This window comes from Halomonas sp. H33-56 (genome assembly GCF_040147035.1).
Lineage (GTDB): Bacteria > Pseudomonadota > Gammaproteobacteria > Pseudomonadales > Halomonadaceae > Halomonas > Halomonas litopenaei.
The window spans coordinates 248,398-273,531 of the sequence record NZ_JAMSHP010000001.1 but is presented as its reverse complement, the minus strand read 5'-3'; the positions used below and the strand labels follow the sequence as shown (position 1 = coordinate 273,531).

At 64.3% G+C, this 25,134-nt stretch carries 20 protein-coding genes and 2 tRNA genes; 1 reads left to right on the top strand and 21 read right to left on the bottom strand.

What is annotated here, in order from left to right; translation table 11 throughout:
* Positions 1-52 precede the first annotated feature (52 nt).
* The 18 genes from NFH98_RS01250 to rlmE form a co-directional block, all read right to left on the bottom strand.
* Positions 53-1,594 (bottom strand): sodium:solute symporter family protein, encoded by a 1,542-nt coding sequence (locus NFH98_RS01250; protein ID WP_349622111.1) that lies wholly within the window; start codon positions 1,592-1,594, stop codon positions 53-55.
* Complete coding sequence (locus NFH98_RS01245) at positions 1,587-1,889, bottom strand: hypothetical protein (protein WP_348827439.1); 303 nt, start codon at positions 1,887-1,889, stop codon at positions 1,587-1,589. The genes NFH98_RS01250 and NFH98_RS01245 overlap by 8 nt, the downstream gene beginning before the upstream one ends.
* 115 nt (positions 1,890-2,004) lie before the next feature.
* Positions 2,005-3,237: an MFS transporter gene (locus NFH98_RS01240; protein ID WP_348827438.1), complete on the bottom strand. Its 1,233-nt coding sequence runs from the start codon at positions 3,235-3,237 to the stop codon at positions 2,005-2,007.
* A 109-nt stretch (positions 3,238-3,346) separates the two neighbouring features.
* Positions 3,347-5,479: a polyribonucleotide nucleotidyltransferase gene (pnp, locus tag NFH98_RS01235; protein WP_045992263.1), complete on the bottom strand. Its 2,133-nt coding sequence runs from the start codon at positions 5,477-5,479 to the stop codon at positions 3,347-3,349.
* A gap of 234 nt (positions 5,480-5,713) precedes the next feature.
* Positions 5,714-5,983 (bottom strand): 30S ribosomal protein S15, encoded by a 270-nt coding sequence (gene rpsO / locus NFH98_RS01230; protein ID WP_045992264.1) that lies wholly within the window; start codon positions 5,981-5,983, stop codon positions 5,714-5,716.
* Positions 5,984-6,073: 90 nt separating this feature from the next.
* Positions 6,074-7,027: a tRNA pseudouridine(55) synthase TruB gene (gene truB, locus NFH98_RS01225; protein WP_222516166.1), complete on the bottom strand. Its 954-nt coding sequence runs from the start codon at positions 7,025-7,027 to the stop codon at positions 6,074-6,076.
* Positions 7,027-7,443, bottom strand: a complete 417-nt coding sequence (rbfA, locus tag NFH98_RS01220; protein ID WP_108131787.1) for a 30S ribosome-binding factor RbfA — start codon at positions 7,441-7,443, stop codon at positions 7,027-7,029. Before rbfA ends, truB begins: the two co-directional genes overlap by 1 nt.
* 21 nt (positions 7,444-7,464) lie before the next feature.
* Positions 7,465-10,002 carry a translation initiation factor IF-2 gene (infB, locus tag NFH98_RS01215; RefSeq protein WP_045992267.1) on the bottom strand — a complete coding sequence of 846 codons (2,538 nt, stop codon included), beginning with the start codon at positions 10,000-10,002 and terminating at the stop codon, positions 7,465-7,467.
* Positions 10,003-10,029: 27 nt separating this feature from the next.
* Complete coding sequence (gene nusA / locus NFH98_RS01210) at positions 10,030-11,523, bottom strand: transcription termination factor NusA (RefSeq protein ID WP_108131788.1); 1,494 nt, start codon at positions 11,521-11,523, stop codon at positions 10,030-10,032.
* Between the two features lie 73 nt (positions 11,524-11,596).
* On the bottom strand, positions 11,597-12,058 hold the full coding sequence (gene rimP / locus NFH98_RS01205; RefSeq protein ID WP_045992269.1) for a ribosome maturation factor RimP: 462 nt from the start codon (positions 12,056-12,058) through the stop codon (positions 11,597-11,599).
* 211 nt (positions 12,059-12,269) lie between these two features.
* Positions 12,270-12,346 (bottom strand) — tRNA-Met (locus NFH98_RS01200).
* 136 nt (positions 12,347-12,482) lie between these two features.
* Positions 12,483-12,569, bottom strand: a tRNA-Leu gene (locus NFH98_RS01195).
* A 17-nt stretch (positions 12,570-12,586) separates the two neighbouring features.
* Positions 12,587-13,021 (bottom strand): preprotein translocase subunit SecG, encoded by a 435-nt coding sequence (gene secG, locus NFH98_RS01190; protein WP_045992270.1) that lies wholly within the window; start codon positions 13,019-13,021, stop codon positions 12,587-12,589.
* Positions 13,022-13,025: 4 nt separating this feature from the next.
* The gene (tpiA, locus tag NFH98_RS01185) at positions 13,026-13,772 is read right to left on the bottom strand and encodes a triose-phosphate isomerase (protein ID WP_045992271.1); all 747 of its coding nucleotides are present in this window, start codon (positions 13,770-13,772) and stop codon (positions 13,026-13,028) included.
* A 182-nt stretch (positions 13,773-13,954) separates the two neighbouring features.
* Positions 13,955-15,304, bottom strand: a complete 1,350-nt coding sequence (gene glmM, locus NFH98_RS01180; protein ID WP_348827436.1) for a phosphoglucosamine mutase — start codon at positions 15,302-15,304, stop codon at positions 13,955-13,957.
* Positions 15,297-16,160 (bottom strand): dihydropteroate synthase, encoded by an 864-nt coding sequence (gene folP, locus NFH98_RS01175; RefSeq protein ID WP_181248652.1) that lies wholly within the window; start codon positions 16,158-16,160, stop codon positions 15,297-15,299. The genes glmM and folP overlap by 8 nt, the downstream gene beginning before the upstream one ends.
* Before the next feature lie 112 nt (positions 16,161-16,272).
* Positions 16,273-18,264 carry an ATP-dependent zinc metalloprotease FtsH gene (gene ftsH, locus NFH98_RS01170; RefSeq protein WP_348827435.1) on the bottom strand — a complete coding sequence of 664 codons (1,992 nt, stop codon included), beginning with the start codon at positions 18,262-18,264 and terminating at the stop codon, positions 16,273-16,275.
* Positions 18,265-18,567: 303 nt separating this feature from the next.
* Positions 18,568-19,236, bottom strand: a complete 669-nt coding sequence (gene rlmE, locus NFH98_RS01165; protein WP_045992275.1) for a 23S rRNA (uridine(2552)-2'-O)-methyltransferase RlmE — start codon at positions 19,234-19,236, stop codon at positions 18,568-18,570.
* A 282-nt stretch (positions 19,237-19,518) separates the two neighbouring features.
* Here rlmE and yhbY point away from each other — a divergent pair, with 282 nt between their 5' ends.
* A complete protein-coding gene (yhbY, locus tag NFH98_RS01160; RefSeq protein ID WP_045992299.1) occupies positions 19,519-19,845 on the top strand; it encodes a ribosome assembly RNA-binding protein YhbY in 327 nt (108 codons plus the stop codon).
* A 113-nt stretch (positions 19,846-19,958) separates the two neighbouring features.
* Here the strand turns inward: yhbY and greA are convergent, their stop codons facing one another.
* The 3 genes from greA to carA are packed head-to-tail and all read right to left on the bottom strand — an operon-like array spanning position 19,959 to position 24,859.
* On the bottom strand, positions 19,959-20,435 hold the full coding sequence (greA, locus tag NFH98_RS01155) for a transcription elongation factor GreA (protein WP_108131792.1): 477 nt from the start codon (positions 20,433-20,435) through the stop codon (positions 19,959-19,961).
* Positions 20,432-23,662, bottom strand: a complete 3,231-nt coding sequence (carB, locus tag NFH98_RS01150) for a carbamoyl-phosphate synthase large subunit (RefSeq protein WP_108131793.1) — start codon at positions 23,660-23,662, stop codon at positions 20,432-20,434. The genes greA and carB overlap by 4 nt, the downstream gene beginning before the upstream one ends.
* Before the next feature lie 51 nt (positions 23,663-23,713).
* On the bottom strand, positions 23,714-24,859 hold the full coding sequence (carA, locus tag NFH98_RS01145) for a glutamine-hydrolyzing carbamoyl-phosphate synthase small subunit (protein ID WP_348827434.1): 1,146 nt from the start codon (positions 24,857-24,859) through the stop codon (positions 23,714-23,716).
* Between the last annotated feature and the right edge of the window lie 275 nt (positions 24,860-25,134).

Genomic DNA, 25,134 nt, shown 5'->3' with positions numbered 1-25,134 from the left:
CCACTTTGAGCGCCTCCCAGGACGCGCTCGCTGTCGCCTCGGGCGCCAGGGATCACACCCCATTGTCTACCGCCCTACCTCTTGTCCCCCGACCCTGACGCTCTTCCCGGTGGGCTCCCCACCGCTTTTCCGCCCAGGCCGGCGCCGCCAGTCGGAAGAAGCGCTCGACCACGGCACGATCGGTAGGGGCGCTTGCAAGGCTCGTCACGGCGAACACCGGCAGGTTGACCAACAGCCCCCAGAAGCCGGCATGGATGCCCAACGGATGCGGCCACAGGGTGATGCAGGCCACGGTCACCACGAAGCCCGCGAGGATGCCGGCGGTCACGCCGCGAGCGTTGGCCCGGGGCCAGAAGAACATGCCGATGAAGGCTGGCAGCACCTGGGAGGCGAAGCCGAGACCGATCAGCAGGATCATCACCAGACTCCCCGGCTCGGCGATCGCCAGCGGCGCAATCACCAACGCCATCAAGGGCACGATCAAGCGCTTGGCCCAGCGCCCGGCACGCTCATCGCTGAAGCCTGCCCAGGGCCCGATCACGTCGCGGCTGAGGCTCAGCGCCACCGAGTGGATAAAGGGCTCGGACGAGGACATCGAGGCGGCAAGGGTGCCGGCGCCGAGCAGCCCTACCAGCAGCACTGGCAAGTTGGCCATGGCGTACTCGAGCACCACGGTATCGGCACGCTCGAGCCCCGGCAGGGCGAAGACGCCGATAAAGCCCACCGTGACCAGCGGCAGGATCACCAGATAGTAGCTGGGCAGCCAGGTGGCAGAGAGCCGCAGGGTGCGCGCCGAGGTAGCACTCATCCACTGGGTCCACACCGGCGGCATGAACGACAGCATCGAGACGATGATCGAGGTGGTCCAGAAGGCGAAGCTCATGTCGCCGCCGGCGCCGGGAAGGGTCAGAAATTCCGGGCGCTGGGCGAGGGCCTGGCGATACACCTCGTCAAACCCCCACTGGCCGGTGGCGCTGTGGGTGGCCCACAGACCGACGGACCAGGCCACCGCGAACATCAATATGCCCTGGAAGACGTTGGTACGACCGATGGCCCGCTGTCCGCGCAGGGTGAGATAGACCGCAATGGCGCCCAGCACGATCACCACACCCAGCCAGATCGGGATGCGCCCACCACTCATTACATTGAGGATGTAGGCCGAGCCGATGGTCTGCAGCACCGCGTAGGCCAAGGAGCCGATCGCCATCACCAGCGCCGCCAGCGCACCGAGCCCCGGGCTCTGGTAACGATCGGCGATGGCACTGGCCTGGGTAACATGGCCGAAGTGGGCACCGAAAGCCCACACCCGGGGGCCGAAGTACCAGGCCACCAGTGCCAGATAGCCCAGGTAGACCACCACGTAGAACACCGGCACGCCCTTGGCGTAGGCCCAGCCCGGCGCCCCCATGAAGGTGTAGGCACTGACGCTGCCGGCGGCGATCAACAGATACAGCGTCACCGGGCCCATGCTGCGCCCGGCCACGCCCCACTCCTCCAGCGCGTTCGACGAGCGCCCGGCGCGACCGCCCAGGCCGATGATCAGGGCCAGCAGGACGTAGCCAAGGGTCAGACTCAGCGGCAACCACTCACTCATCGTCGACCTCGCCCTCTCCCATCTTTCCGACCCTTGCGCCCTTCTCGCCATTGCCAGCTTGCTCGCCGGCTTCGTCCTGACCTCGATGGAGCAGTCGATTGCCCAGCAGCATCGTCAGCGTACAGCCGACCAGGATCAGGTAGCTCCAGGCCACCAGCGCCGGCAGGCCCAGCACCAGCCGCGCCTGATTGACCAGCGCGATCACGGGCCAGATACCCGCAGCAAAGACGGCGACAGCCGCCACCAGCACCAGCCAGCCACGCAGGCTCGCTGGCACAACAAGGGAAGAAGACATCGAGGCTCCTCGACTCACGGTAAGTCCATCATCAAACAACCAAAACGAAAGCGAGCCGAGGTTACCCTCTGCCACGACTCGCCATAAGGGCTGACGCCCTGCGCCATGCCCGGGATCAAGTCCGCGACGTCGTCCCGGGCGGCCTGGTTTCCTGCCGGCTGACCACCCGCGCAGGGGTCACCGCGATCAGCAGCGCCGCCGCCACGAACAGCCCTCCCGCCGCCAGCAGCACCGCCGATAGCCCGAGCGCATCCACCACCTGGCCGCCGGACAGGGCGCCGAGGCCGATCGACAGGTTGAACACGAAGGCCATCATGGCGGTGGCCGCCTCGGGATTGGTGGCCGAGCGCAGGATCCAGGTCTGCAGGCTGACCGAGATACCACCGAACACCAGCCCCCACAGCATCAGCAGTGCGGTTGCACTGGTTGGGCCAGTACCCAGCCAGGGAAAGGCCAGCGTGGTGCCGGCAAGCACCAGCGGTATCAGCAGCACCGTGAGGTAGGGCCGGCGACCGGCGAGGCTACCGGCAATGAAGTTGCCGGCGAGTCCCGCCGCACCGAACAGCAGCAACAGGCGAGAGACGTCGCCCAGCGCTACCCCGCCAAGACGCTGCAGGATCGGGCTGACAAAGGTATAGGCGCCAAAGTGGCCCACCACGATAAGCGCGGTCGCCAGGGCACCGATGCACACGCCGGGCACCCTGAGCTGGCCACCAAGACTCGCCAGTCGTACCGGCTTGCGGGCGGGCAGGCTCGGCAACAGGTGCCACAGCCCGATGCACACCACCACACTCAGCCCGCCAAGAGCGGCGAAGGCGGTGCGCCAGTCACTGACGTCGCCCAGCCAGGTCCCCGCCGGCACCCCCAGCACCGTGGCAGCAGCGACACCGCTGAAGATCAGCGACATCGCCTGCGGCACCTGCTCGAGCGCCACCAGTCTGCCGGCGAGTCCGCCGGCGATGGCCCAGAAGCCACCGATGCAGCAGCCGATCAGCACCCGGGTGGCCAGCAGCCAGCCAAAGCTGTCCATCAACGCACCGAGGACACTGGCCAGGGCCATCAAGGCCATCAGCCCGGTCAGCAGGTAGCGACGATCGAGGCGCCCCACCGCCACCGGCAACAGCGGCGCGGCGAACGCCGCCACTACGCCGGGCACGGTGATCATCAAACCCGCCTTGCCCTCGCTGACGTCCAGCGAGGAAGCGAGCTGGGACAACAGCCCGATGGGGAGCTGCTCGGCGGTCACCAGCAGAAAGATGCCGGCCATCACACTGACCACGGCCCACCAATCGCGGCGACGGGTGGTGGCCTTGGCGGGCGCGGCCGAAGAGGAATCGAGTTGCGTCATGTCCATCTCATTACCGCCCGGTGATCGCGCCGACAGGCCGAGATCAGCGGGACACACACAAAAACGCCCCCGTGGCGTCAGCGACGGGGGCGTCAGACACCGAGTGCGATCAGATCTCGGTTTCGGCTTCCTCGGCTTCGAAGGCAGCCTTCTCTTCTTCGGTCATTTCCTTGATCGTCAGCTTGACGCGATTGCGGTTGTCGATGTCGAGCACCTTGACCACGATCTCGTCACCCTCATTGAGGTAGTCACGCACGTCATTGACGCGCTCGGGCACGATCTGGGAGATGTGCACCAGGCCGTCGGTACCCGGCATGATGTTGACGAAGGCGCCGAAGTCGGCGATACGCACCACCTTGCCACGGTACAGCTTGCCGATTTCCGCCTCGGCGGTGATCGCCAGCACGGTATCGATGGCCTTCTTGGCGGCCTTCTTGTCCTCGGCGTAGATGCGCACGGTGCCGTCGTCGTCCAGATCGATGGAGGCGCCGGTGTCGTCGCAGATCTTGCGGATGGTGGCGCCACCCTTGCCGATGACGTCGCGGATCTTGTCCGGGTCGATCTTGATGGTGGCCATGGAGGGCGCGTTGTCGGAGACCTCGGCACGGCTTTCGGCGATCACGGTGTTCATCTGCTCGAGGATGCTGATCCGCGCCTCATGGGCCTGGTTCAGGGCCGTTTCCATGATCTGCTCATCGATACCCTCGATCTTGATGTCCATCTGCAGGGCGGTGACACCCTCGGCGCTGCCGGCCACCTTGAAGTCCATGTCGCCGAGGTGATCCTCGTCGCCGAGGATGTCGGTCAGCACGGCGTAGCCGTCAGCGTCCTTGACCAGGCCCATGGCGATACCCGCTACCGGTGCCTTGATCGGCACGCCGGCGTCCATCAGTGCCAGCGAGGTGCCGCAGACAGAGGCCATGGAGCTGGAGCCGTTGGACTCGGTGATCTCGGAGACCACGCGAATGGTGTAGGGGAAGTCCTCTTCCGCCGGCAGCATGGCCTGGACACCACGACGGGCCAGACGACCGTGGCCGATCTCGCGACGCTTGGGACCGCCCATGAAGCCAGCCTCGCCCACCGAGTACGGAGGGAAGTTGTAGTGCAGCAGGAAGCGGTCCTTGCGCTCGCCTTCCAGCGACTCGATCAGCTGGGAGTCACGCAGGGTGCCCAGGGTCGCGACCACCACCGCCTGGGTCTCGCCACGGGTGAAGATGGCGCTGCCGTGGGTCTTGGGCAGGGTGCCGGCCTCGATGGCCAGCGGACGCACGGTCTTGTGGTCACGGCCGTCGATACGCGGCTCGCCCTTGATCACGCGGGCACGTACCACGCGCTTCTCGAGACCGGCGAAGGCGCCTTCGACCTCGGAGGCCTCGAACTTGCCGTCTTCTTCACCGGCCAGCTTCTCGACGGCCTCGGCCTTGAGTGCGGACAGGGCATCCTGGCGCTGCATCTTGTCGGTGATGCGGTAGGCTTCGCCGACCTTGGCTTCGAAGCCCTGGGCCAGGGCTTCCTTGAGCGCGGTATTCTCGGCGGCGGGCTGCCACTCCCACTTGGCCTTGCCGGCCTCGGCGGTCAGCTCGTTGATCGCCTGGATGACGGTCTGCATTTCCTGGTGGCCGAACAGCACGGCGCCCAGCATCTCGTCCTCGAGCAGCTCTTCGGCCTCGGACTCGACCATCAGCACGGCCTTCTCGGTACCGGCCACGACCATGTTCAGCTCGGAGCCGCCGAGCTCCTCGACGGTCGGGTTGAGGAAGTAGCCACGCTCTTCATTGAAGCCCACACGAGCGGCGCCGATGGGACCATTGAAGGGCACGCCGGAAATCGCCAGCGCCGCCGAGGTGCCGATCATCGCGGCGATGTCCGGATCGTGGTTGCGATCGGTGGACAGCACGGTACAGATGACCTGGACTTCGTTCATGAAGCCCTTGGGGAACAGCGGACGGATCGGACGGTCGATCAGTCGCGAGGTGAGGGTTTCCTTCTCGGTGGGACGCCCTTCACGCTTGAAGAAGCCGCCGGGAATCTTGCCGACCGCGTAGGTCTTTTCCTGGTAGTGGACAGACAACGGGAAGAAAGGCTGGCTCGGGTTGGCCTCCTTTCTGGCCACCACGGTGCACAGCACCACGGTGTCGTCCATGGTGACCATCACGGCACCGGTGGCCTGGCGGGCGATGCGCCCGGTTTCCAGGGTGACGGTGCTGCGACCGTACTGAAACGTCTTCTTGACCGGATTCACGGCGACTTCCTTTACTTTTCGATGTTTGGGTCGTTTTTGACTCGGCGACTATTTTAGGGGGTCAAGCCCGTGAGGGCCACCACAAAGGTCAAGGGAGTTTCAAGTGGCCGCCGCTGCCTGCCGCGACCGCGCACAACGCTGTACCACCAACGACAACGGGCAGCCCCGTGGGGCTGCCCGTTGTCTGACGCCGCTTCCCGAAGGAAGCCTTGTCGCGCTTGCTGCAAATACGTCTTAGCGACGCAGACCCAGACGCTGGATCAGGGACTGATAGCGCTCGAAGTCCTTGCGCTTGAGGTAGTCAAGCAGCTTGCGGCGCTGGTTGACCATGCGGATCAGGCCACGACGGGAGTGGTGATCCTGCTTGTTGGTCTTGAAGTGATCCTGCAGGCCGTTGATGTTGGCGCTGAGCAGGGCCACCTGAACCTCGGGGGAACCGGTGTCGCTGTCACCACGGCCGTATTCGTTGACGATTTCGGCCTTCTGTTCGGCGGTAAGTGCCATCTGTCTCTCCAGTAAGCAATATGCCTGAATGATGAATGTCGGAGACCACGCATATTTGCAGTCTCCAGCTGCCGCAACCCCTTGAGGGGGTCAGTCTTGCCCTGAGCCCGCGACGAACGTGCTCAGAAGGCGCCGGGGCACGATATCCCCGGTAGGCTCGACCAGACCGAGACCGATAAAGGACTCACCCTGATAGAGGCGATACAACGACTCCTCGGCCATGGCCGAATCGCCGCCCTCGAGCTCACCGCGTGCCGGGCGTCCAAAGCGCAGGGCCTGGACACCTGCCTCACTGAGGCGATGAGCCGGGAGGTGTTGAAGCAGACTGTCGATCGGTGCCAGGCGCGCTTGGCGCTGGCCGTCGTCCTGGGCCTCGAGCGTGTCGAAATCGACCATGCCGTCGGCATCGAAGGGGCCGGTCTTCAGCCGTCTGAGCTGCGAGATATGCCCTTCGCAACCCAGCGCCTTGGCCATGTCCTCGGCCAGCGTACGCACATAGGTGCCTTTGCTGACCCGGACCTCCAGGTCGAATCCTGGGGACTCGCCCTCGAGGCTGGCGGAAAGTAGCCGAGCATCATACACCCTTATCCGCCGGGTTGCACGATCTACGCTTTTGCCCTCTCGCGCCAGTTCGTAGAGCTTGCGCCCCTGGTGCTTGAGCGCGGAATACATCGGCGGCAGTTGATCCTGCTCGCCGATGAAATTCGCCACTACCGACGCGACGTCGCTGTGCTCCAGCGCCGGCACCGGCGCCTCGGCGATGACCTCGCCTTCGGCGTCACCGGTATCGGTGCTCTGCCCGAGCTCGACCCGGGTGCGGTACACCTTGTCGGCTTCGAGCAGCTGGTTGGAAAACTTGGTGGCCTCGCCGAACAGCACCGGCAGAAGACCTGTCGCCATGGGATCCAGGGTACCGGTATGACCGGCCTTCTGGGCCTGGTACAGGCGCCTCGCCCGCTGCAGTGCAAAGTTGCTGGACATGCCCTTGGGCTTGTCCAGCAGCAGTACACCATCGATCGGCAGTCCTCGACGACGACGGGCCATCAGTCCTTGGCCCCGTCCTCGCCGCTGTCGTTCTCGTCATCCCCCTCGGGTTGGCGAGAGCGATCGCTGGCCACCGCCTCTTCGATCAGCGATGACAGGTGCTGACCACGCACCACGCTTTCGTCATAGTGAAAGCGCAGTTCCGGCACGTGACGTAGCTTGATGCGACGCGCCACCTGGCTACGCAGGAAACCACCGGCGCGCTTGAGCACCTTGAGGTTTTCCTTGATCCGTTCCGGGTCCTGCTCACCCAGCAGGGTGATATGGACGTCGGCGTAGCCGAGGTCACGACTGACCTCGACCCCGCTCACGGTGACCATCCCCAGGCGCGGGTCCTTGACCTCGCGCTGGATCAGGACCGCCAGCTCCTTCTGGAGCTGGTCGGCCACTCGGTCGGTACGCTTGAATTCGCGCATGGATGACGACTCCTCGAACGCTTACAGCGTGCGCTCGACCTTGACCTGGTCAAAGACCTCGATCTTGTCGTTGACCTGGACATCGTTGTAGTTCTTCACCCCGATGCCACACTCCATGCCGTTGCGCACTTCCTGGACGTCGTCCTTGAAGCGGCGCAGCGACTCGAGCTCGCCTTCGTAGATGACCACGTTGTCGCGCAGCACGCGGATCTTCTTGTTACGGAAGACCGTACCCTCGACCACCATGCAGCCAGCCACGGCACCGATCTTGGGCGCGCGGAAGACGTCACGGACCTCGGCGATACCGACGATCTCTTCCTTCCACTCGGGCTCGAGCATGCCGCTCATGGCCTGCTTGACCTCGTCGATCAGGTGGTAGATGACGCTGTAGTAGCGCAGCTCCAGACCTTCACGCTCGATGATCTCGCGGGCGGCCGCATCGGCACGCACGTTGAAGCCGACCACGATGGCCTCACTGGCCAGTGCCAGGTTGGCATCGGTACCGGTGATACCGCCAACGCCGGAGGACACCACGGACACCTGCACCTCGTCGGTGGACAGCTCCTCGAGGGCGCCCTTGATCGCTTCCAGGGAACCCTGGACGTCGGCCTTGAGCACGATGTTGACCTTGGCGGCCTCGCTCTGGCCCATCTGGGAGAACATGTTCTCCAGCTTGGCCTTCTGCTGGCGTGCCAGGCGAATCTCGCGGTACTTGCCCTGGCGGAAGTTGGCGACTTCACGCGCCTTCTTCTCGTCGGCCACGACCATGAAGTCGTCACCGGCTTCCGGGGTGCCATCGAGACCCTGGATCTCCACCGGCATGGCGGGACCCACGGCGTCGACCTGCTTGCCGAGTTCGTTGGTCAGGGCACGCACACGGCCGTAGTGCAGACCGGCCAGTACGATGTCGCCCTTCTTCAGGGTACCGTTCTGGACCAGCACGGTGGCCACCGGGCCTCGGCCCTTGTCGAGGCGAGACTCGACCACCACACCCTTGCCGGGTGCGCTCGGCACCGCCTTGAGCTCGAGCACCTCGGAGACCAGGTGAACGGCTTCCAGCAGCTCCTCGATGCCTTCACCAGACTTGGCGGAGACGTGGACGAACTGGGTGTCGCCACCCCACTCCTCGGAGATCACGCCGTGCTGGGACAGCTCGTTCTTGACCCGGTCGGGATCGGCTTCCGGCTTGTCGATCTTGTTGACCGCGACCACCATCGGCACTTCGGCAGCCTTGGAGTGCTCCACCGCCTCGATGGTCTGGGGCATGACGCCGTCGTCGGCCGCCACCACCAGGATGACCACGTCGGTGGCCTTGGCACCACGGGCACGCATGGCGGTAAACGCCGCGTGACCAGGGGTGTCGAGGAAGGTCACACCGTCGCTGTCGTCCTCGACGTGATAGGCACCGATGTGCTGGGTGATACCGCCGGCTTCACCGGTGGCCACCTTGGCACGACGAATGTAGTCGAGCAGCGAGGTCTTGCCGTGGTCGACGTGACCCATGACCGTGACCACCGGAGAGCGGGTGATTTCCTCGCCCTCGTAGGAGATGGCTTCGAGCACTTCGGTCTCGAGGGCATCGTCCTTGACCAGCTTGGGCGTGTGGCCCATTTCTTCCACCACGATAGCCGCGGTGTCCTGGTCGATGGTCTGGTTGATGGTCACCGCGGCGCCCATGGTGAACATGGCCTTGATGACCTCGTTGGCCTTGATCGACATCTTGTCGGCCAGTTCGGCCACCGAGATGGACTCGGGAATCGAGACCTCACGCACGATCGGCTGGGTCGGCTTCTGGAAGCCATGCTTGCCGTTGCCCTGGCTGCCGCCACGACGGCTGCCACGACGCTCGGCGCGCTTGGCCTTCTTGCCACCGCCACGACGACGCTCTTCGCGGTCGCTGCGATCATCGTCGTCACGCTCGCCACGGCCTTTCTTGCCGGTCTTGGCGGCGGCCTTCTTGACGGCGGCACGACGCACGTCGCCACGACCTTCCTTGGGCGGCGCCGGCGGCTCGTCGCCAGCCGGAGCAGAGGTGTCGAGCTCGGGCACCGGAATGTCGGGCACGACGGCGGCCTCTTCGGCCTCGCGCTTGGCCTTGGCGGCCTGCTCGGCGTCCTGGCTCGCCTTCTGCTCGGCGCGCTGCTTGGCTTCTTCGGCCTCCTGAGCCTCGCGACGTGCACGGGAATCGGCCATGTCGCCGACCAGCTGACGCGGACCGTGGTCCTCGACCGGCGCCGGGGCTTCTTCCTGGGCCTCGTCACGCTTGACGTAGGTGCGCTTCTTGCGGACCTGAACCTCGATGGTCTTGCCGCGCTCGCTGGTCTTGATCTTGCTGCGCGTCTTGCGGGTCAGGGTGATGCGATTGCGCGCAGCCGCGCCCACACCGCTGCCACCGCCATGGCTCTTGGTCAGAAAGTCCAACAGCTTGCGCTTGTCTTCCTCAGACACGGCGTCGGCTTCCGACTTGTGCTCGAGTCCGGCTTCTTTCATCTGTTCCAGCAGACGGGGCACTTCACGCCCCACCTTCGCTGCAAAATCCTTAACGGTCATCTCTGACATTACGACCCTCCTCAGCCCGTGACCCTGTTACTGTTCGCTCTCGAACCAAGGCGCACGGGCGGTCATGATCAATGCCGCGGCGCGCTCTTCGTCCACCTCTTCGATGTCCACCAGATCATCGACAGACTGTTCAGCCAGATCTTCCATGGTCTTGATGCCACGGCTGGCCAGGATGAAGGCCAGATGGCGCTCCATTCCGTCCATCTCCAGCAGATCATCCGCCGGCTGGGCTCCGTCCAGTTCCTCCTCGGAGGCAATGGCCAGGTTCAAGAGCTCGTCCTTGGCGCGAGCTCGAAGCTCCTCGATGAGGTCTTCGTCGAACTCTTCGATTTCCAGCATTTCCTCGACCGGTACGTAGGCCACCTCTTCAAGCGAGGTGAAACCTTCCTCGACCAGCAGCCGAGCGACATCATCATCGATGTCCAGGTGCTGAACGAAGTGCTCGACCAGACTGTCGATTTCCTGGTCGCGCTTGGCCTCGGCGTCGGCTTCGGTCATGACGTTGATACGCCAGCCGGTCAGCTCGGACGCGAGACGCACGTTCTGGCCACTACGGCCGATGGCCTGGGCCAGGTTGTCCTCGGCGACGGCCACGTCCATGGCGTGGGCATCCTCATCCACCAGGATGGAGGCGACGTCGGCCGGGGCCATGGCGTTGATCACCAGCTGTGCGGGATTGTCGTCCCACAGCACGATGTCGACGCGTTCGTTCTGCAGCTCCGAGGACACCGCCTGCACGCGCGAACCGCGCATGCCGACGCAGGCGCCCACCGGGTCGATGCGACGGTCGTTGGTCTTGACCGCGATCTTGGCCCGGGAGCCCGGATCACGCGCCGCACCCTTGATCTCGATAAGCTGCTCGGCGATCTCGGGAACCTCGATCTTGAACAGCTCAATGATCATCTGCGGGTTGGTGCGCGACAGGATCAACTGGGCGCCACGCGCCTCGGCGTCGACCTTGACCAGCAGTGCGCGCACCCGCTCGTTCATGCGGTAGCGCTCACCGGGGATCATCTCGCTGCGTGGCAGGAAGGCCTCGGCGTTGTCGCCCAGGTCAATGATCAGGCCGTCACGTGTCGTCTTCTTGACGATACCCGCGACCAGTTCACCTTCACGCTCGGCATAGATGCGCACGACCTCGGCACGCTCGGCCTCGCGCACCTTCTGCACGATGACCTGCTTGGCGGTCTGGGCGGCGATACGACCGAAGGCCGCATTCTCGATGCGCTCCTCGACCACGTCACCCAGGCCCAGCGGCGGATCCCGCTTTTCGGCGAAGGTCAGCTTGATCTCGGCGTCGGGTCCGTCGAAGTCATCGTCCTCGACCACCACCCAGCGGCGGAAGGTCTCGTACTCGCCGGTCATCCGGTCGATGTGTACGCGGACGCTGGCTTCCTCATCCTCGAAGCGCTTGCGCGAGGCACTGGCCAGCGCCGCCTCGACGGCTTCGAAGATGACCTCGCGGGGGACACCCTTCTCGTTGGAGATCGCGTCAACGACCGCCAGAATTTCTTTACTCATGCCTTAAAGCCTCGCCAAAAAACCGATCCTTGTTCTCTCTTGTCGCGCATCAGTCGTCGCGCATCAGTGAGCGTCACTCGTCAAACTGAGGAACCACCCGCGCCTGATCGATGCCGTCGATCGGAAAGCAGTATTCCTCACCGTCGATCTGCACCAGCACCTCGTCACCCTCGGTTCCGGCGAGCACGCCCTGGAACTTGCGCCGACCCTCGAAGGGAGCGCGCAGCTTCAGAGCCACGTGATGGCCAGCGTAACGGGAGAACTGATCGAGACGGAACAGCGGACGATCCATCCCGGGCGAAGACACCTCGAGACGGTACTCCCCGGCGATGGGATCCTCGACATCCATGATGGCGCTGACCTGTCGACTGATATCGGCACAGTTGTCGACACTGACGCCATCGGCGTGATCGATGTAAATCACCAGACGGGAATGTTTTCCCTGGGACAGATAGTCGATACCCCAGAGCTCGAACCCCATGGCCGTTACCACCGGTTCGATCAACGCATTGAGCGCAGCATCTTTGGTCGCCACGAATGAAAGCTCCTACAGCCGTTGCATCAGCACCTGGCCGGGAGTGAACAGGAAAGTCAGGTGGCTGATTGGCGTTCGCGCCGCCGGGCGAGCCCCGGCAAGCTGCTAACAAAAAGCCCCTTCACAGGAAGGGGCTTTTTCCAAGAAACCTGTCACCATCTGGCAGAAGTTCGCATGCCCCTTGAGGATACCTGCATGCCTGCCAAGAAGATGGTAGCGGGGACCGGATTTGAACCGATGACCTTCGGGTTATGAGCCCGACGAGCTACCAGACTGCTCCACCCCGCATCAATCTAGGCCGGTGAGTATACTGCGCCTTGACCAGGGCGTCAAGGCATTTCACCGAACCGCCAACCCTGAGAGAAGATCACCGGTCATCACCGGGAGAGCTTGTCATCCACGCCGTCATTGCAGAAGACGAGGATGGTGCCGAAGGCGGGACTTGAACCCGCACGACCGTAAGGTCACTACCCCCTCAAGATAGCGTGTCTACCAATTCCACCACTTCGGCTAGGGGAGTTCCGGAGATCAGCCTTGGCTGTCCTCCAGCACTGGCGCTGCATTATCCACGTCGCTTGAACCTTCGTCAAGCGTAGGCGCAGAATTTTCCTGACTTTCTTCCTCAAGCGCAGGCGCACTGTTCTGGGTGCTTTCGTCATCCAGGGTCGGCGCGCTGTTCTGCTGCTCGATCACCTCGGCGTCGGGAATACCCGCTTCTGGCGCGGAATTGCCCGCCTCGGAGGCGAAGTAGGCCAGGGTCAGGGAAGTGGCGAAGAAACACGCCGCCAGCGCCCCGGTCGCCTTGGACAGGAAACTGCCGCTGCCACGGGAACCGAAGACGGTCTGGGAGGCACCGCCACCGAAGGAGGCGCCGGCATCGGCGCCCTTGCCCTGCTGCAGCAGGATAAGAACGACCAGGGCGATGGCGATCGCCACATGGATCATGAGAATGGCAACTTGCATGGATTCAACCTGCTGACTGACAAATGGCTAGAAAATCGTCGACCTTCAGCGATGCTCCGCCGATCAGGCCGCCGTCGATGTCCGGTTGGGCCAGCAATTCCGCCGCGTTGTCGGGCTTCATGCTGCCGCCGTAGAGAACCTGCATGGACGCCGCCAGGGCGCCATCGTAACGTTCGAGTCGTGCACGAATCGCCGCATGCACCTGCTGCGCCTGCTCAGGCGTTGCGGTACGACCGGTGCCGATCGCCCAGACCGGCTCGTAGGCCAATACCAGGCGCGCGCGCTCGTCACCGTCGAGGGCTTCCATCACCGCCTCGAGCTGACCGAGCACCACCGCCTCGGTACGCTCGGCGTCGCGCTCTTCCAGGGTTTCCCCCAGGCACAGCACCGGCGTCAGCCCCTGACCCAGCGCGGCCTGCACCCGTGCCAGCACCGCCGCGTCGTCTTCACCGAACAGGGTGCGCCGCTCGGAGTGTCCGACCAGCACCATGTCGGCGCCGACGTCTGCAAGCATGGCGCCGCTCACCTCGCCGGTGAAGGCTCCGCTCGGCTGGTCGCTCAGGGTCTGGCCGGCCAGCCTGACGCTCTGCGGCAACCGCTCCCTGGCCACCCCGACATAGGGAAAGGGAACCGCCAGGGCCAGCGTCACCGCCTGCGGCAATTCGGCGCCGGACAGCGCCTCGGCGAAGGTATCGATCAGGCTCAGCGAGCCATTCATCTTCCAGTTGCCGGCGATCAGCGGTGCACGCATGGAACATCCTCTTTCAAGGTGGGCCGAAATGGTATAGGAGCGGCCCTGTCAAGACAAGATTTGCCGCGGGATCGAAGCCTTCGGTCCCGCGCTGGAGCAAGCCGACAAGGCGCTCTCGCCGGCATCAGGGTCCACCAGGCCTCGCGTCATGGCACCGCGAAACCGGGCGGTGAGATCAGGGTTCAGCCGACCAGCTCACGCACGTCATCGGCCAGACGCCTGGCCAGCCCTTCGACATCCAGATGAGGGCGCCCCTCGACCATGACGCGAATCAGCGGCTCGGTACCCGAGGGGCGCAGCAGCACGCGGCCCTCATCGCCAAGCTCGGCCTCGACCGCACGGGTGGCCTGTTCGAGATTCGGGTCGGCCATCACCGCCTTGGCGTCGACGCCCGCCGACAAGCGCACGTTGACCAGCGACTGGGGCGCCTTCTCGAAGCCGTGCAGCAGACGTGACAGCGGCTTTTCCTCACGCACCATGTAGGACAGCACCTGCAGCGCCGAGACGATACCGTCGCCGGTGGTCTGCACGTGGCGACAGACGATATGCCCCGAGGACTCGCCACCCAGCTGCCAGTCGTTGGCGGCCAGGCGCTCCATCACGTAGCGATCGCCGACCTTGGCACGCTCGAAGGGCACGCCCATGGACTCCAGCGCTGCAGCCAGCCCGAAGTTGCTCATCAGGGTACCGACCACACCACCACCCAACTCGCCACGCTCGTGACGGTCCTTGGCGATCAGGTAGAGCATGTCGTCACCGTCGATCTCGTGACCGTCGGCGTCCACCATCAGTACTCGATCGCCGTCGCCATCGAAGGCGATACCCAGATCGGCGCCTTGCTGGATCACCGCCGCGCGCAGCGCCGCGGGATGGGTCGAGCCCACCTCCTGGTTGATATTGAGGCCGTCGGGCTCGGCCCCGACCAGGCTGACCTTGGCCCCGAGCTCCTTGAACACCGCCGGCGCGATGTGATACGTCGCGCCATGGGCGCAGTCCAGCACGATACGCAGGCCGTGCAGGTTGACCCGGTCGGGGATCGTCGACTTGCAGAACTCGATATAGCGCCCGGCGGCGTCGTCGACCCGGCTGGCCTTGCCCAACTCCCCCGGTGACACCGTGGTCAGGGTCTCATCCAGTGCGCGCTCGATGCGCTCCTCGATCTCATCGCCCAGCTTGGCGCCCTCGGCCGAGAAGAACTTGATGCCGTTGTCCTGGTAGGCGTTGTGGGAAGCGGAGATGACGATCCCCGCATCCGCGCGAAAGGTCCGCGTCAGGTAGGCGATACCCGGTGTCGGCATCGGACCGAGCAGCATCACGTCAACGCCCGCCGCCGAAAGTCCCGCCTCGAGGGCCGACTCGAACATGTAGCCGGAGATCCGGGTGTCCTTGCCGATCAGTACCCGCGCCCGCTGACGGCGTGGCTCGAGCACGCGGCCGGTAGCCCAGCCCAGCTTGAGCATGAAGTCCGGCGTGATCGGCGCCTGACCGACAGTACCGCGAATGCCATCCGTGCCAAAATAGCGTCTAGCCATGGTGTTCTCCTTCCTCGAGAACGGCCCAGGTCATGTTCACCGCGTCCACATGGGGCCCCACATCGTGAACGCGTAGTATCCGTGCGCCTCGCTCCACCGCCAGTGCCGACAAGGCCAGACCGCCCGACAGGCGCTCCTCGACCGCACGGTCGAGCACCTTGCCGATCATGCTCTTGCGCGACATCCCCACCAGCAGCGGAAGCCCCAGGGCTTCCAGGCGCTCCAGGCGATGCAACAGGCGAAGATTATGCTCCACGGTCTTGGCGAAGCCAAAACCTGGGTCAAGCAACAGTCGCTCTCGCTTGAGACCGGCGGCCTCGCACTCGGCGATGCGCCTTTCGAGGAAGTCTGCGACCTCTTCCTCCACCGGCCTGTCATAACGGGGCGCGTCCTGCATGTCGCCCGGCTCGCCGAGCATATGCATCAGCACCACCGGCAGCCCGGTGCCGGTCGCCGCCGCGACGGCGCCCTCACGACGCAGGTTGCGCACATCATTGATCATGCCAGCCCCGGCCTGGGCGCTTTCGCGCATGACCTCCGGCGTCGAGGTATCCACCGACACCAGGGCATCCAGCTCCCGTACCAGCGCCTCGACCACCGGGATCACCCGGTCGAGCTCCTGCTGCGCGGTGACCGGCGTCGCACCGGGCCGCGTGGACTCGCCGCCCACGTCGATGATGGCGGCACCCTCGGCAAGCATCTGTTCGGCATGGCGCAGGGCGTCGTCGATGACCACGTGATGGCCACCGTCAGAAAAGGAATCGGGAGTGACGTTGAGGATCCCCATGATGCGGGGAAAGGTCAGATCGAGGCGGTGTCGACCACAGGGCAGTACAGCGGGGTAACGAGCGTCCATCGAAGAGGATGTCCTGGGAAAATCTGGTATTCACCAAAGAATACTAATGCGAGAGGCGGGTCATGCAACGCCAGAGGCGCCCCGCGGGGCGCCTCTGTGAGCGGGCGGGCCGTCAGCTACCGGCGGGGCCGCCAAGGGGGTCGGAGGGGCGACGGCCGGAGCCTTTGTCATCCTCTTCCTCGTCCCCGTCGCTGGTGTCGGCGCCGGACTCCGGCTCCTTCGACGGCTCGGGATCACCGGTGACCGGAGAGCCGCCGCCGGAACCGGGCTCATCCCAGTCCTTGGGCGGACGCGGGTCACGCCCTTCCATGATGTCCTTGAGCTGATCCGCATCGATGGTCTCGTACTGCATCAGCGCTTCGGCCATGGCGTCGAGCTTGTCGCGATTGTCCTCGAGGATCTGACGCGCCTGCTCGTAGCAGCCGTCGATGATCTTGCGCACTTCCTTGTCCAGACGCGAGGTGGTTTCGCCCGACTTCAGCTTGCCACCACTCTGACCAGGGCCGCCGAGGAACTGGTGAGACTCGTCCTCGTCGTACATGATCGGCCCCATCTCCTCGGACAGGCCCCACTTCGCCACCATGTTGTGGGCAAGTTCGGTGGCACGCTTGATGTCGTTGGAGGCGCCGGTGGTGACACCGTTCGGCCCCAGCGTCATCTCCTCGGCGATGCGACCGCCGAACAGCGAACAGATCTGACTGATGATCTGCTGGCGCGACAGGCTGTAACGATCCTGCTCCGGCAGGAACATGGTCACACCCAGGGCGCGGCCACGCGGAATGATGGTCACCTTGTAGACCGGGTCATGCTCCGGCATCACCAGACCGATGATGGCGTGGCCCGACTCGTGGTAGGCGGTGTTGAGCTTTTCCTTCTCGGTCATGACCATGGAGCGGCGCTCGGCCCCCATCATGATCTTGTCCTTGGCCAGCTCAAGCTCTTCCATGCCCACCAGACGCTTGTTACGACGAGCGGCGAACAGCGCAGCCTCGTTGACCAGGTTGGCCAGGTCGGCACCAGAGAAGCCAGGGGTACCACGGGCGATAAAGGTCGGCTTGACGTCATCGGCCAGCGGCACCTTGCGCAGGTGCACGTTGAGGATATGCTCGCGACCACGGATATCGGGAAGCGGCACCACCACCTGACGGTCGAAGCGGCCCGGGCGCAGCAGCGCAGGGTCGAGCACGTCGGGACGGTTAGTGGCAGCGATGACGATGATGCCTTCATTGGCCTCGAAGCCGTCCATCTCGACCAGCAGCTGGTTCAACGTCTGCTCGCGCTCGTCGTTGCCGCCGCCCATGCCGGCGCCGCGCGAACGACCCACGGCGTCGATCTCGTCGATGAAGATGATGCAGGGTGCCTGCTTCTTGGCCTGCTCGAACATGTCGCGCACACGGGAAGCACCCACACCGACGAACATCTCGACGAAGTCAGAGCCTGAGATCGAGAAGAACGGCACCTTGGCCTCGCCGGCGATGGACTTCGCCAGCAGGGTCTTGCCGGTACCGGGAGGCCCGACCATCAAGACACCGCGGGGGATGGTGCCACCCAGCCGCTGGAACTTGGTCGGATCACGCAGGAAGTCGACCAGTTCCTCGACTTCCTCCTTGGCCTCGTCACACCCCGCCACGTCGGCAAAGGTGGTCTTGATCTGATCCTGGGACAGCAGTTTGGCCTTGGACTTGCCGAAGCTCATGGGGCCGCCCTTGCCGGCACCACCGCCCTGCATCTGGCGCATGAAGAACATGAAGATGGCCAGGATCAGCAGAATCGGGAAGCTCGCGATCAATAGTCGCGTCCACAGACTCTGCTGTTCCGGCTTCTTGCCCACCACGGTGACATTGTTGGACAACAGATCGTCCATCAGCTTCGGGTCCTCCGCCGAGGGGCGGATGGTCTGGAAGCTGGAGCCATCGTTGCGCTCACCGCTGATCGTGTAACCGTCGATGGTTACACTGCGTACCTGCTCGTTTTGCACCTGTTCGACGAACTGGGAGTAGTTCATCTGGTTGGGTGCGTTCTCGACGCTGAAGTTGTTGAACACCGTCAGCAGCACCGCCGCGATGACCAACCACAGAATCAGGTTCTTCGCCATGTCGTTCAAGGGACCACCCTCAATTGCAAGAATCTGTCGGCCTAGGTGCCTAAGGGTTCGACACTACATGACCCGGCCTGGTTCAGCCAGCCTGATCGGATCCAACGAAGCGGCGCAAGCGCCCCTTCCGCCGGGACTCACCCTCGGAAAATGCCGAAAAAATGTCGATGCGATGACTGCCTGGCAGGCCATCGCACGCCATCATGTGTCCTTTCCTGCCTGTACCATGCCTCAAGACTGGCACAGCCAGGCCACTTTTGCCGGTATCGCTCCGGTAGGCGCGGTCTATCAGACGTCGACCGGCGCCGATGCTCAGCCCTTGAATCCCTGGGCCAGCAGGTAGACCTCGCGGGAGCGTGCCCGCGATGCCCCCGGCTTGCGCGTCACCACCTTTTGAAAGGCGCCGCGCAGCTCCTTGAGATATTCGTCGAAGCCTTCGCCCTGGAACACCTTGGCCAGGAAGGTACCCCCGGGACGCAGCGTCTGGCGAGCCAGGTCGAGCGCCAGCTCCACCAGGTACATTGCCTGGGGCTGATCGATGGCCGCCATACCACTCATATTGGGGGCCATGTCCGACATCACAAGGTCCACCGGGCGATCACCGAGCCTTGCCAGCACCTCTTCCAGCACGCTTTCCTCGGTAAAGTCACCCTGTACGAAGTCGACCCCGGCCAGGGCGTCCATCTCGAGGATGTCCGAGGCGATGACCACGCCGGCGTCACCGACACGCTCTGCGGCGATCTGGCTCCAGCCGCCCGGCGCCGCACCCAGATCGATGACGGTCATGCCCGGCTTGAACAGCTTGTCCTTGTCGTCCAGCTCCACCAGCTTATAGCTGGCCCGGGAACGGTAGCCGTCCTGCCAGCTCTGCTGAACGTAGCGATCATCGAAGTGTTCCTTCAACCAGCTGGCGCTGGTCTTGCTCGCGCTGCTCTTGCCGGATGAGGATTTTTTACCGGAGGGGGGACGGGATGCTGCCACTGAGCCACCTGAAAGAAGATTTCCTGAACAATTGCCGGAAGGGCGTTGCTCGAAGTGCATTTACTGCGGACACCCGGCATGGCCGCCGGAGCCGAACCGCGTGGCGGGGAGGCTCGCCGCAGGAACCGAGGGGTGGGCTGCACGACGCATCGAGCGGCTTTGCCACCGCCAGCGAACGGCTGCCTGGAGATTGTCATGCACAAGCGCTTTCACCGCACGGGGAATCCCCGTACCATGTGCTGTCACGCGCCCTACGGCCAAAACGGAATGAAGCAAGATACCATGAGCTTGTCACAGGCACAAAAGAAAGCAATGCGCAGCATCGGCCACCACCTCGACCCGGTGGTGACGGCCTCGGAGAACGGTATTTCCGAAGGCATGCTGGCCGAGCTCGAACGAGCCCTGAACGACCACGAACTGGTCAAGGTGAAGCTCGCGATCCCCGACCGCGACGACCGCACCGCAGTGCTCGACGAACTCGTCGCCCAGAGCCGCTCCGAGCTGATCCAGAAGATCGGCAAGGTGGCCCTGCTGTACCGCAAGAACCCCAAGGCCAATCCGAAGCTGTCCAACATCACCCGCTTCGAGAACCACCACGGCCGCCACTGACGCACCGGCGTCGCTGCGCCACCACCGGGCGCCGACGATCCTGTCGCCAGAAAAGACACCGCCCCGCCAGGATTCCTGGCGGGGCGGTGTCGTCTGGATCGAAGGATCCGGGTCTAGATGTGCTCGACGCCGGTGATCTCGTACTCGACCTCACCACCGGGGGTGCGGACCAGCACGACCTCACCCTCTTCCTTGCCGATCAAGGCACGGGCGATGGGCGAGGTGACCGAGATGCGACGCTGCTTGATGTCGGCCTCGTCCTCACCGACGATGCGGTAGGTCACCTCTTCGTCGGTATCCAGATTCAGAAGCTCGACGGTCACGCCGAAGATCACCTTGCCGGTCTTGGGCAGTTTGGTGACGTCGATGACCTGGGCGTTGGACAGCTTGCCCTCGATCTCCTGGATACGCCCCTCGATGAAGCCCTGCTGCTCGCGCGCGGCGTGGTACTCGGCGTTCTCCTTGAGGTCGCCGTGCTCACGCGCTTCGGCGATGGCAGCGATCACTGTCGGGCGAGCCTCGCTCTTGAGCTGTTCGAGCTCTTCACGCAGGCGTTGCTCACCGGCGACGGTCATCGGGACCTTGTTCATGTATTCGCTCCTGCATGCAGTTCCTGTAGCCGCCGCACGGTCACGGCATTGCCGTACTCGAGCGCCAAACAAACGGCACTGGCCCCTGCCAGCGTCGTGGCATAGGGAACCTTGCGGGCGAGTGCGGTGCGGCGGATCACCGAGGAGTCATTGATGGCCTGGCGGCCCTCGGTGGTATTGACGATATAGGCGATCTCGTCGTTCTTGATGGAATCGACGATGTGTGGCCGGCCTTCGTAAACCTTGTTGACGACCTCGACGGGCAGACCAGCCTGTTCAAGGGCTGCCGCCGTTCCTCGGGTCGCACAGAGTGTGAAGCCCAATGTTACCAGAGAACGCGCCACTTCGATAACACCCGCCTTGTCCGGCTCGCGAACCGACAGGAACGCCTTGCGATCGCCGGTCAGAGCCGGAATCGCCTCACCTGCACCGAGCTGGGCCTTGTAGAAGGCCTCGGCGAAGGTGTCGCCGGACCCCATTACCTCGCCGGTGGACTTCATCTCCGGCGACAGGATCGGGTCGACGCCAGGGAACTTGTTGAACGGGAACACCGCCTCCTTGACGCTGTAGAAGTGCGGCACGATCTCGCGCTCGAAGCCCTGCTCCTTGAGGCTGACGCCGGCCATGCAACGGGCCGCCACCTGGGCCAGCGAGGTACCGATGCACTTGGACACGAAGGGCACGGTGCGCGAGGCGCGCGGGTTGACCTCGATGACGTAGATCTCGCCGTCCTGCCAGGCCAGCTGGACGTTCATCAGGCCCTTCACGCCAAGCTCCACGGCCATGCGCTTGACCTGCTCGCGCATCTCGTCCTGCACTTCCGCCGGCAGCGAGTACGGCGGCAGCGCACAGGCGGAGTCGCCTGAGTGCACACCAGCCTGTTCGACGTGCTGCATGATACCGCCGATCACCACCTGCTCACCGTCGGACACCGCGTCGATGTCGATCTCGATGGCGGCGCTCAGGAAGTGATCGAGCAGCACCGGCGAGTCGTTGGAGACCTTGACCGCGTGGGTCATGTAGTTCTCCAGCTCGCTGGCGTCATAGACGATTTCCATGGCGCGCCCACCGAGCACGTAGCTCGGGCGCACCACCAGCGGGTAGCCGATCGCCTCGGCCTTGCTGAAGGCCTCGTCAAAGCTTCTGGCGGTGGCGTTGGGCGGCTGTTTGAGGCCCAGCTTGTCGATCATCTGCTGGAAGCGCTCGCGATCCTCGGCGCGGTCGATGGCGTCCGGGGTGGTACCGATGATCGGCACACCGGCGGCCTCGAGCGCACGTGCAAGCTTCAGCGGCGTCTGACCGCCGAACTGCACGATCACCCCGACCGGCTTCTCCTTGTCGGCGATCTCGAGCACGTCCTCCAGGGTCACCGGCTCGAAGTACAGACGATCGGAGGTGTCGTAGTCGGTGGACACGGTCTCCGGGTTGCAGTTGACCATGATGGTCTCGTAGCCGTCGTCGCGCATGGCGAAGGCGGCGTGGACGCAGCAGTAGTCGAACTCGATGCCCTGACCGATACGGTTGGGGCCACCGCCCAGCACCATGATCTTCTTACGATCGCTGACCTCGGCCTCGCACTCCTCCTCGTAGGTGGAGTACATGTAGGCGGTGTCGGAGGCGAACTCGGCGGCGCAGGTATCGACGCGCTTGTAGACCGGACGGATACCGGCGTCATGGCGCGCCCTGCGCACATCGTCCTCGGACACGCCCAGCACCTTGGCCAGGCGAGCATCGCCAAAGCCCTTGCGCTTGAGACGATAGAGTTCGCGCGCGTCCAGCGACGACAGCGGACGGCTGGACAGATCCTGCTCGATCTTGACCAGATCCTCGAGCTGCACCAGGAACCAGGGGTCGATGTTGGTCAGCTCGAACACTTCTGCCACCGACATGCCGGAGCGCATGGCATCGGCGATGAAGAAGATACGCTCGGCGCCGGCGGCCTGCAGCTCGCCCTTGATCAGCGCCATGTTCTCGTCGCTGAACTCGGTGACGATGGGATCGAGACCGTCGTTGCCGGTCTCCATGCCACGCAGCGCCTTCTGCAGCGACTCCTGGAAGGTGCGGCCGATGGCCATGACCTCGCCCACCGACTTCATCTGGGTGGTCAGACGGTCGTTGGCCTGGGGGAACTTCTCGAAGGTGAAGCGCGGAATCTTGGTGACGACGTAGTCGATGGACGGCTCGAAGGACGCCGGGGTGCGACCGCCGGTGATGTCGTTCTGCAGCTCGTCCAGGGTGTAGCCCACCGCCAGCTTGGCGGCGATCTTGGCGATCGGGAAGCCGGTGGCCTTGGAGGCCAGGGCGGAGGAACGCGACACCCGCGGGTTCATCTCGATGACCACCATGCGGCCGGTCTCGGGGTCCACGCCGAACTGGACGTTGGAGCCACCGGTCTCGACACCGATCTCACGCAGCACCGCAAGGGATGCGTCGCGCATGATCTGGTATTCCTTGTCGGTCAGCGTCTGGGCCGGCGCCACGGTGATGGAGTCACCGGTGTGCACGCCCATGGGGTCGAAGTTCTCGATGGCACAGACGATGATGCAGTTGTCGTTCTTGTCACGAACGACCTCCATCTCGTATTCCTTCCAGCCCAGCAACGATTCGTCGATCAGCAGCTCGTGGGTCGGCGAAAGCTCGAAGCCGCGCCCACAGATCTCCTTGAACTCTTCCTTGTTGTAGGCCACGCCGCCACCGGAGCCACCCATGGTGAAGGACGGCCGGATGATCACCGGGAAGCCCAGCTCGCCCTGGATCTCCCAGGCCTCATCCATGCTGTGGGCGACCTTGGCCTTGGGGCACTCGAGACCGATATTCTTCATCGCCTTGTCGAAGCGATCGCGGTCCTCGGCCTTGTCGATGGTGTCGGCGTTGGCACCGATCATCTCCACGCCGTACTTTTCCAGTACGCCGTGGCGATCGAGATCCAGCGCGCAGTTCAGCGCGGTCTGGCCGCCCATGGTCGGCAGCACGGCGTCGGGACGCTCGGCCTCGATGATCTTCTCCACCGCCTGCCAGGTGATCGGCTCGATGTAGGTGGCATCCGCCATGGCCGGATCGGTCATGATGGTGGCCGGGTTGGAGTTGACCAGGATGACGCGAAAACCCTCTTCGCGCAGCGCCTTGCAGGCCTGGGCGCCGGAATAGTCGAACTCGCAGGCCTGGCCGATGACGATGGGGCCAGCGCCGATGATAAGGATGCTTTTCAGGTCTGTACGCTTGGGCATGGTGCTTCCCGCAAGAAAATTGGACGATGAACCGGAGTCTGTGTCGGCGCCTTAGCGACGGCTGCGCATCATGTCGATGAAGCGGTCGAACAGCGGCGCCACATCGCGGGGGCCGGGGCTCGCTTCGGGGTGGCCCTGGAAGCTGAACGCCGGACGGTCGGTACGCTCGATCCCCTGCAGGGTGCCGTCGAACAGCGAGCGGTGGGTGGCGCGCAGGTTATCCGGCAGCGTGGTCTCGTCGGCGGCAAAGCCGTGGTTCTGGCTGGTGATCATCACGTGGCCGCTGTCCATATCCTGCACCGGATGGTTGGCGCCGTGGTGGCCGTGATTCATCTTGACCGTAGTGGCACCGCTGGCCAGCGCCAGCAACTGGTGGCCCAGGCAGATGCCGAACACCGGCACTTCGGTCTCGAGGATCTCGCGGATGGCGTCGATGGCGTAGTCACACGGCTCGGGGTCGCCGGGTCCGTTGGACAGAAAGACGCCGTCGGGGTCGAGCGCCAGCACCTCGGACGCCGGGGTCTGGGCCGGCACCACGGTCAGCTTGCAGCCGCGACTCGCCAGCATGCGCAGGATGTTGAACTTGACGCCGTAGTCGTAGGCCACCACATGGAAGGGCCGCTCGGCCCCTTCGGTATCGGCGTAGCCCTTGCCCAGCGTCCACTCGCCCTCGTTCCAGACGTAGCGCTCGCTGCAGGACACCACCTTGGCCAGGTCCATGCCCTTGAGCCCGGGGAAGGCGCGGGCGGCTTCCAGGGCGCGCGCTTCGGCGTCGTCACCCAGGGCCTCGTCGCCGGCCACGATGGCACCGTTCTGGGCACCCTTGTCGCGCAGGATTCGAGTCAGCCGGCGGGTATCGATGTCGGCGATGCCCACCACGTTCTGGCTGGCGAGATAGTCCGAGAGGCTCTGGGTAGATCGGAAGTTGCTGGCGACGAGCGGCAGATCGCGGATGACGAGGCCCGCGGCGGCGATGCTGGCGGACTCGACGTCCTCGGGATTGATGCCGGTATTGCCGATATGGGGATAGGTGAGGGTGACGATCTGTCGGGAATAGGAGGGGTCGGTCAAAATTTCCTGATAGCCGGTCATGGCCGTATTGAACACCACCTCACCACTGGTCTGCCCATCAGCGCCAATGGCCGTGCCGTGGAATACGCTGCCATCTTCCAGGGCCAAGATTGCGGGTTTGTTCAACGCTACGTCCTCCCAAAGCTCGTCAAGGTATCTACGACCGCCGCCATACGCTCGCCGGCGTCGGCGACCTGTCGCCAGGCCATTCGGCACCGACCCGGCCCATCGTGCGTCAAGCACACAAGGAGCCGGGCCGTAAAAAAGCGGGACGAAACCCGGTGTTTGACCGGTTTCATCCCGCTTGTTGTCATTCGCTCGGAATGCAGAGCCGGCACCTATGCTGCGAGAGACGTACTAAACGCTCTCGACGCGACACTTTCATGCCCGGCCCGGCCAAA

Coding starts and splice junctions, on each gene's coding strand:
- NFH98_RS01250 (WP_349622111.1), bottom strand. CDS start 1,594: ATGAGTGAGTGGTTGCCGCTGAGTCTGACCCTTGGCTACGTCCTGCTG.
- NFH98_RS01245 (WP_348827439.1), bottom strand. CDS start 1,889: ATGTCTTCTTCCCTTGTTGTGCCAGCGAGCCTGCGTGGCTGGCTGGTG.
- NFH98_RS01240 (WP_348827438.1), bottom strand. CDS start 3,237: ATGACGCAACTCGATTCCTCTTCGGCCGCGCCCGCCAAGGCCACCACC.
- rpsO (WP_045992264.1), bottom strand. CDS start 5,983: ATGGCACTTACCGCCGAACAGAAGGCCGAAATCGTCAACGAATACGGC.
- truB (WP_222516166.1), bottom strand. CDS start 7,027: ATGGCCCGTCGTCGTCGAGGACTGCCGATCGATGGTGTACTGCTGCTG.
- rbfA (WP_108131787.1), bottom strand. CDS start 7,443: ATGCGCGAATTCAAGCGTACCGACCGAGTGGCCGACCAGCTCCAGAAG.
- infB (WP_045992267.1), bottom strand. CDS start 10,002: ATGTCAGAGATGACCGTTAAGGATTTTGCAGCGAAGGTGGGGCGTGAA.
- nusA (WP_108131788.1), bottom strand. CDS start 11,523: ATGAGTAAAGAAATTCTGGCGGTCGTTGACGCGATCTCCAACGAGAAG.
- secG (WP_045992270.1), bottom strand. CDS start 13,021: ATGCAAGTTGCCATTCTCATGATCCATGTGGCGATCGCCATCGCCCTG.
- tpiA (WP_045992271.1), bottom strand. CDS start 13,772: ATGCGTGCACCGCTGATCGCCGGCAACTGGAAGATGAATGGCTCGCTG.
- glmM (WP_348827436.1), bottom strand. CDS start 15,304: ATGGCTAGACGCTATTTTGGCACGGATGGCATTCGCGGTACTGTCGGT.
- folP (WP_181248652.1), bottom strand. CDS start 16,160: ATGGACGCTCGTTACCCCGCTGTACTGCCCTGTGGTCGACACCGCCTC.
- yhbY (WP_045992299.1), top strand. CDS start 19,519: ATGAGCTTGTCACAGGCACAAAAGAAAGCAATGCGCAGCATCGGCCAC.
- greA (WP_108131792.1), bottom strand. CDS start 20,435: ATGAACAAGGTCCCGATGACCGTCGCCGGTGAGCAACGCCTGCGTGAA.
- carB (WP_108131793.1), bottom strand. CDS start 23,662: ATGCCCAAGCGTACAGACCTGAAAAGCATCCTTATCATCGGCGCTGGC.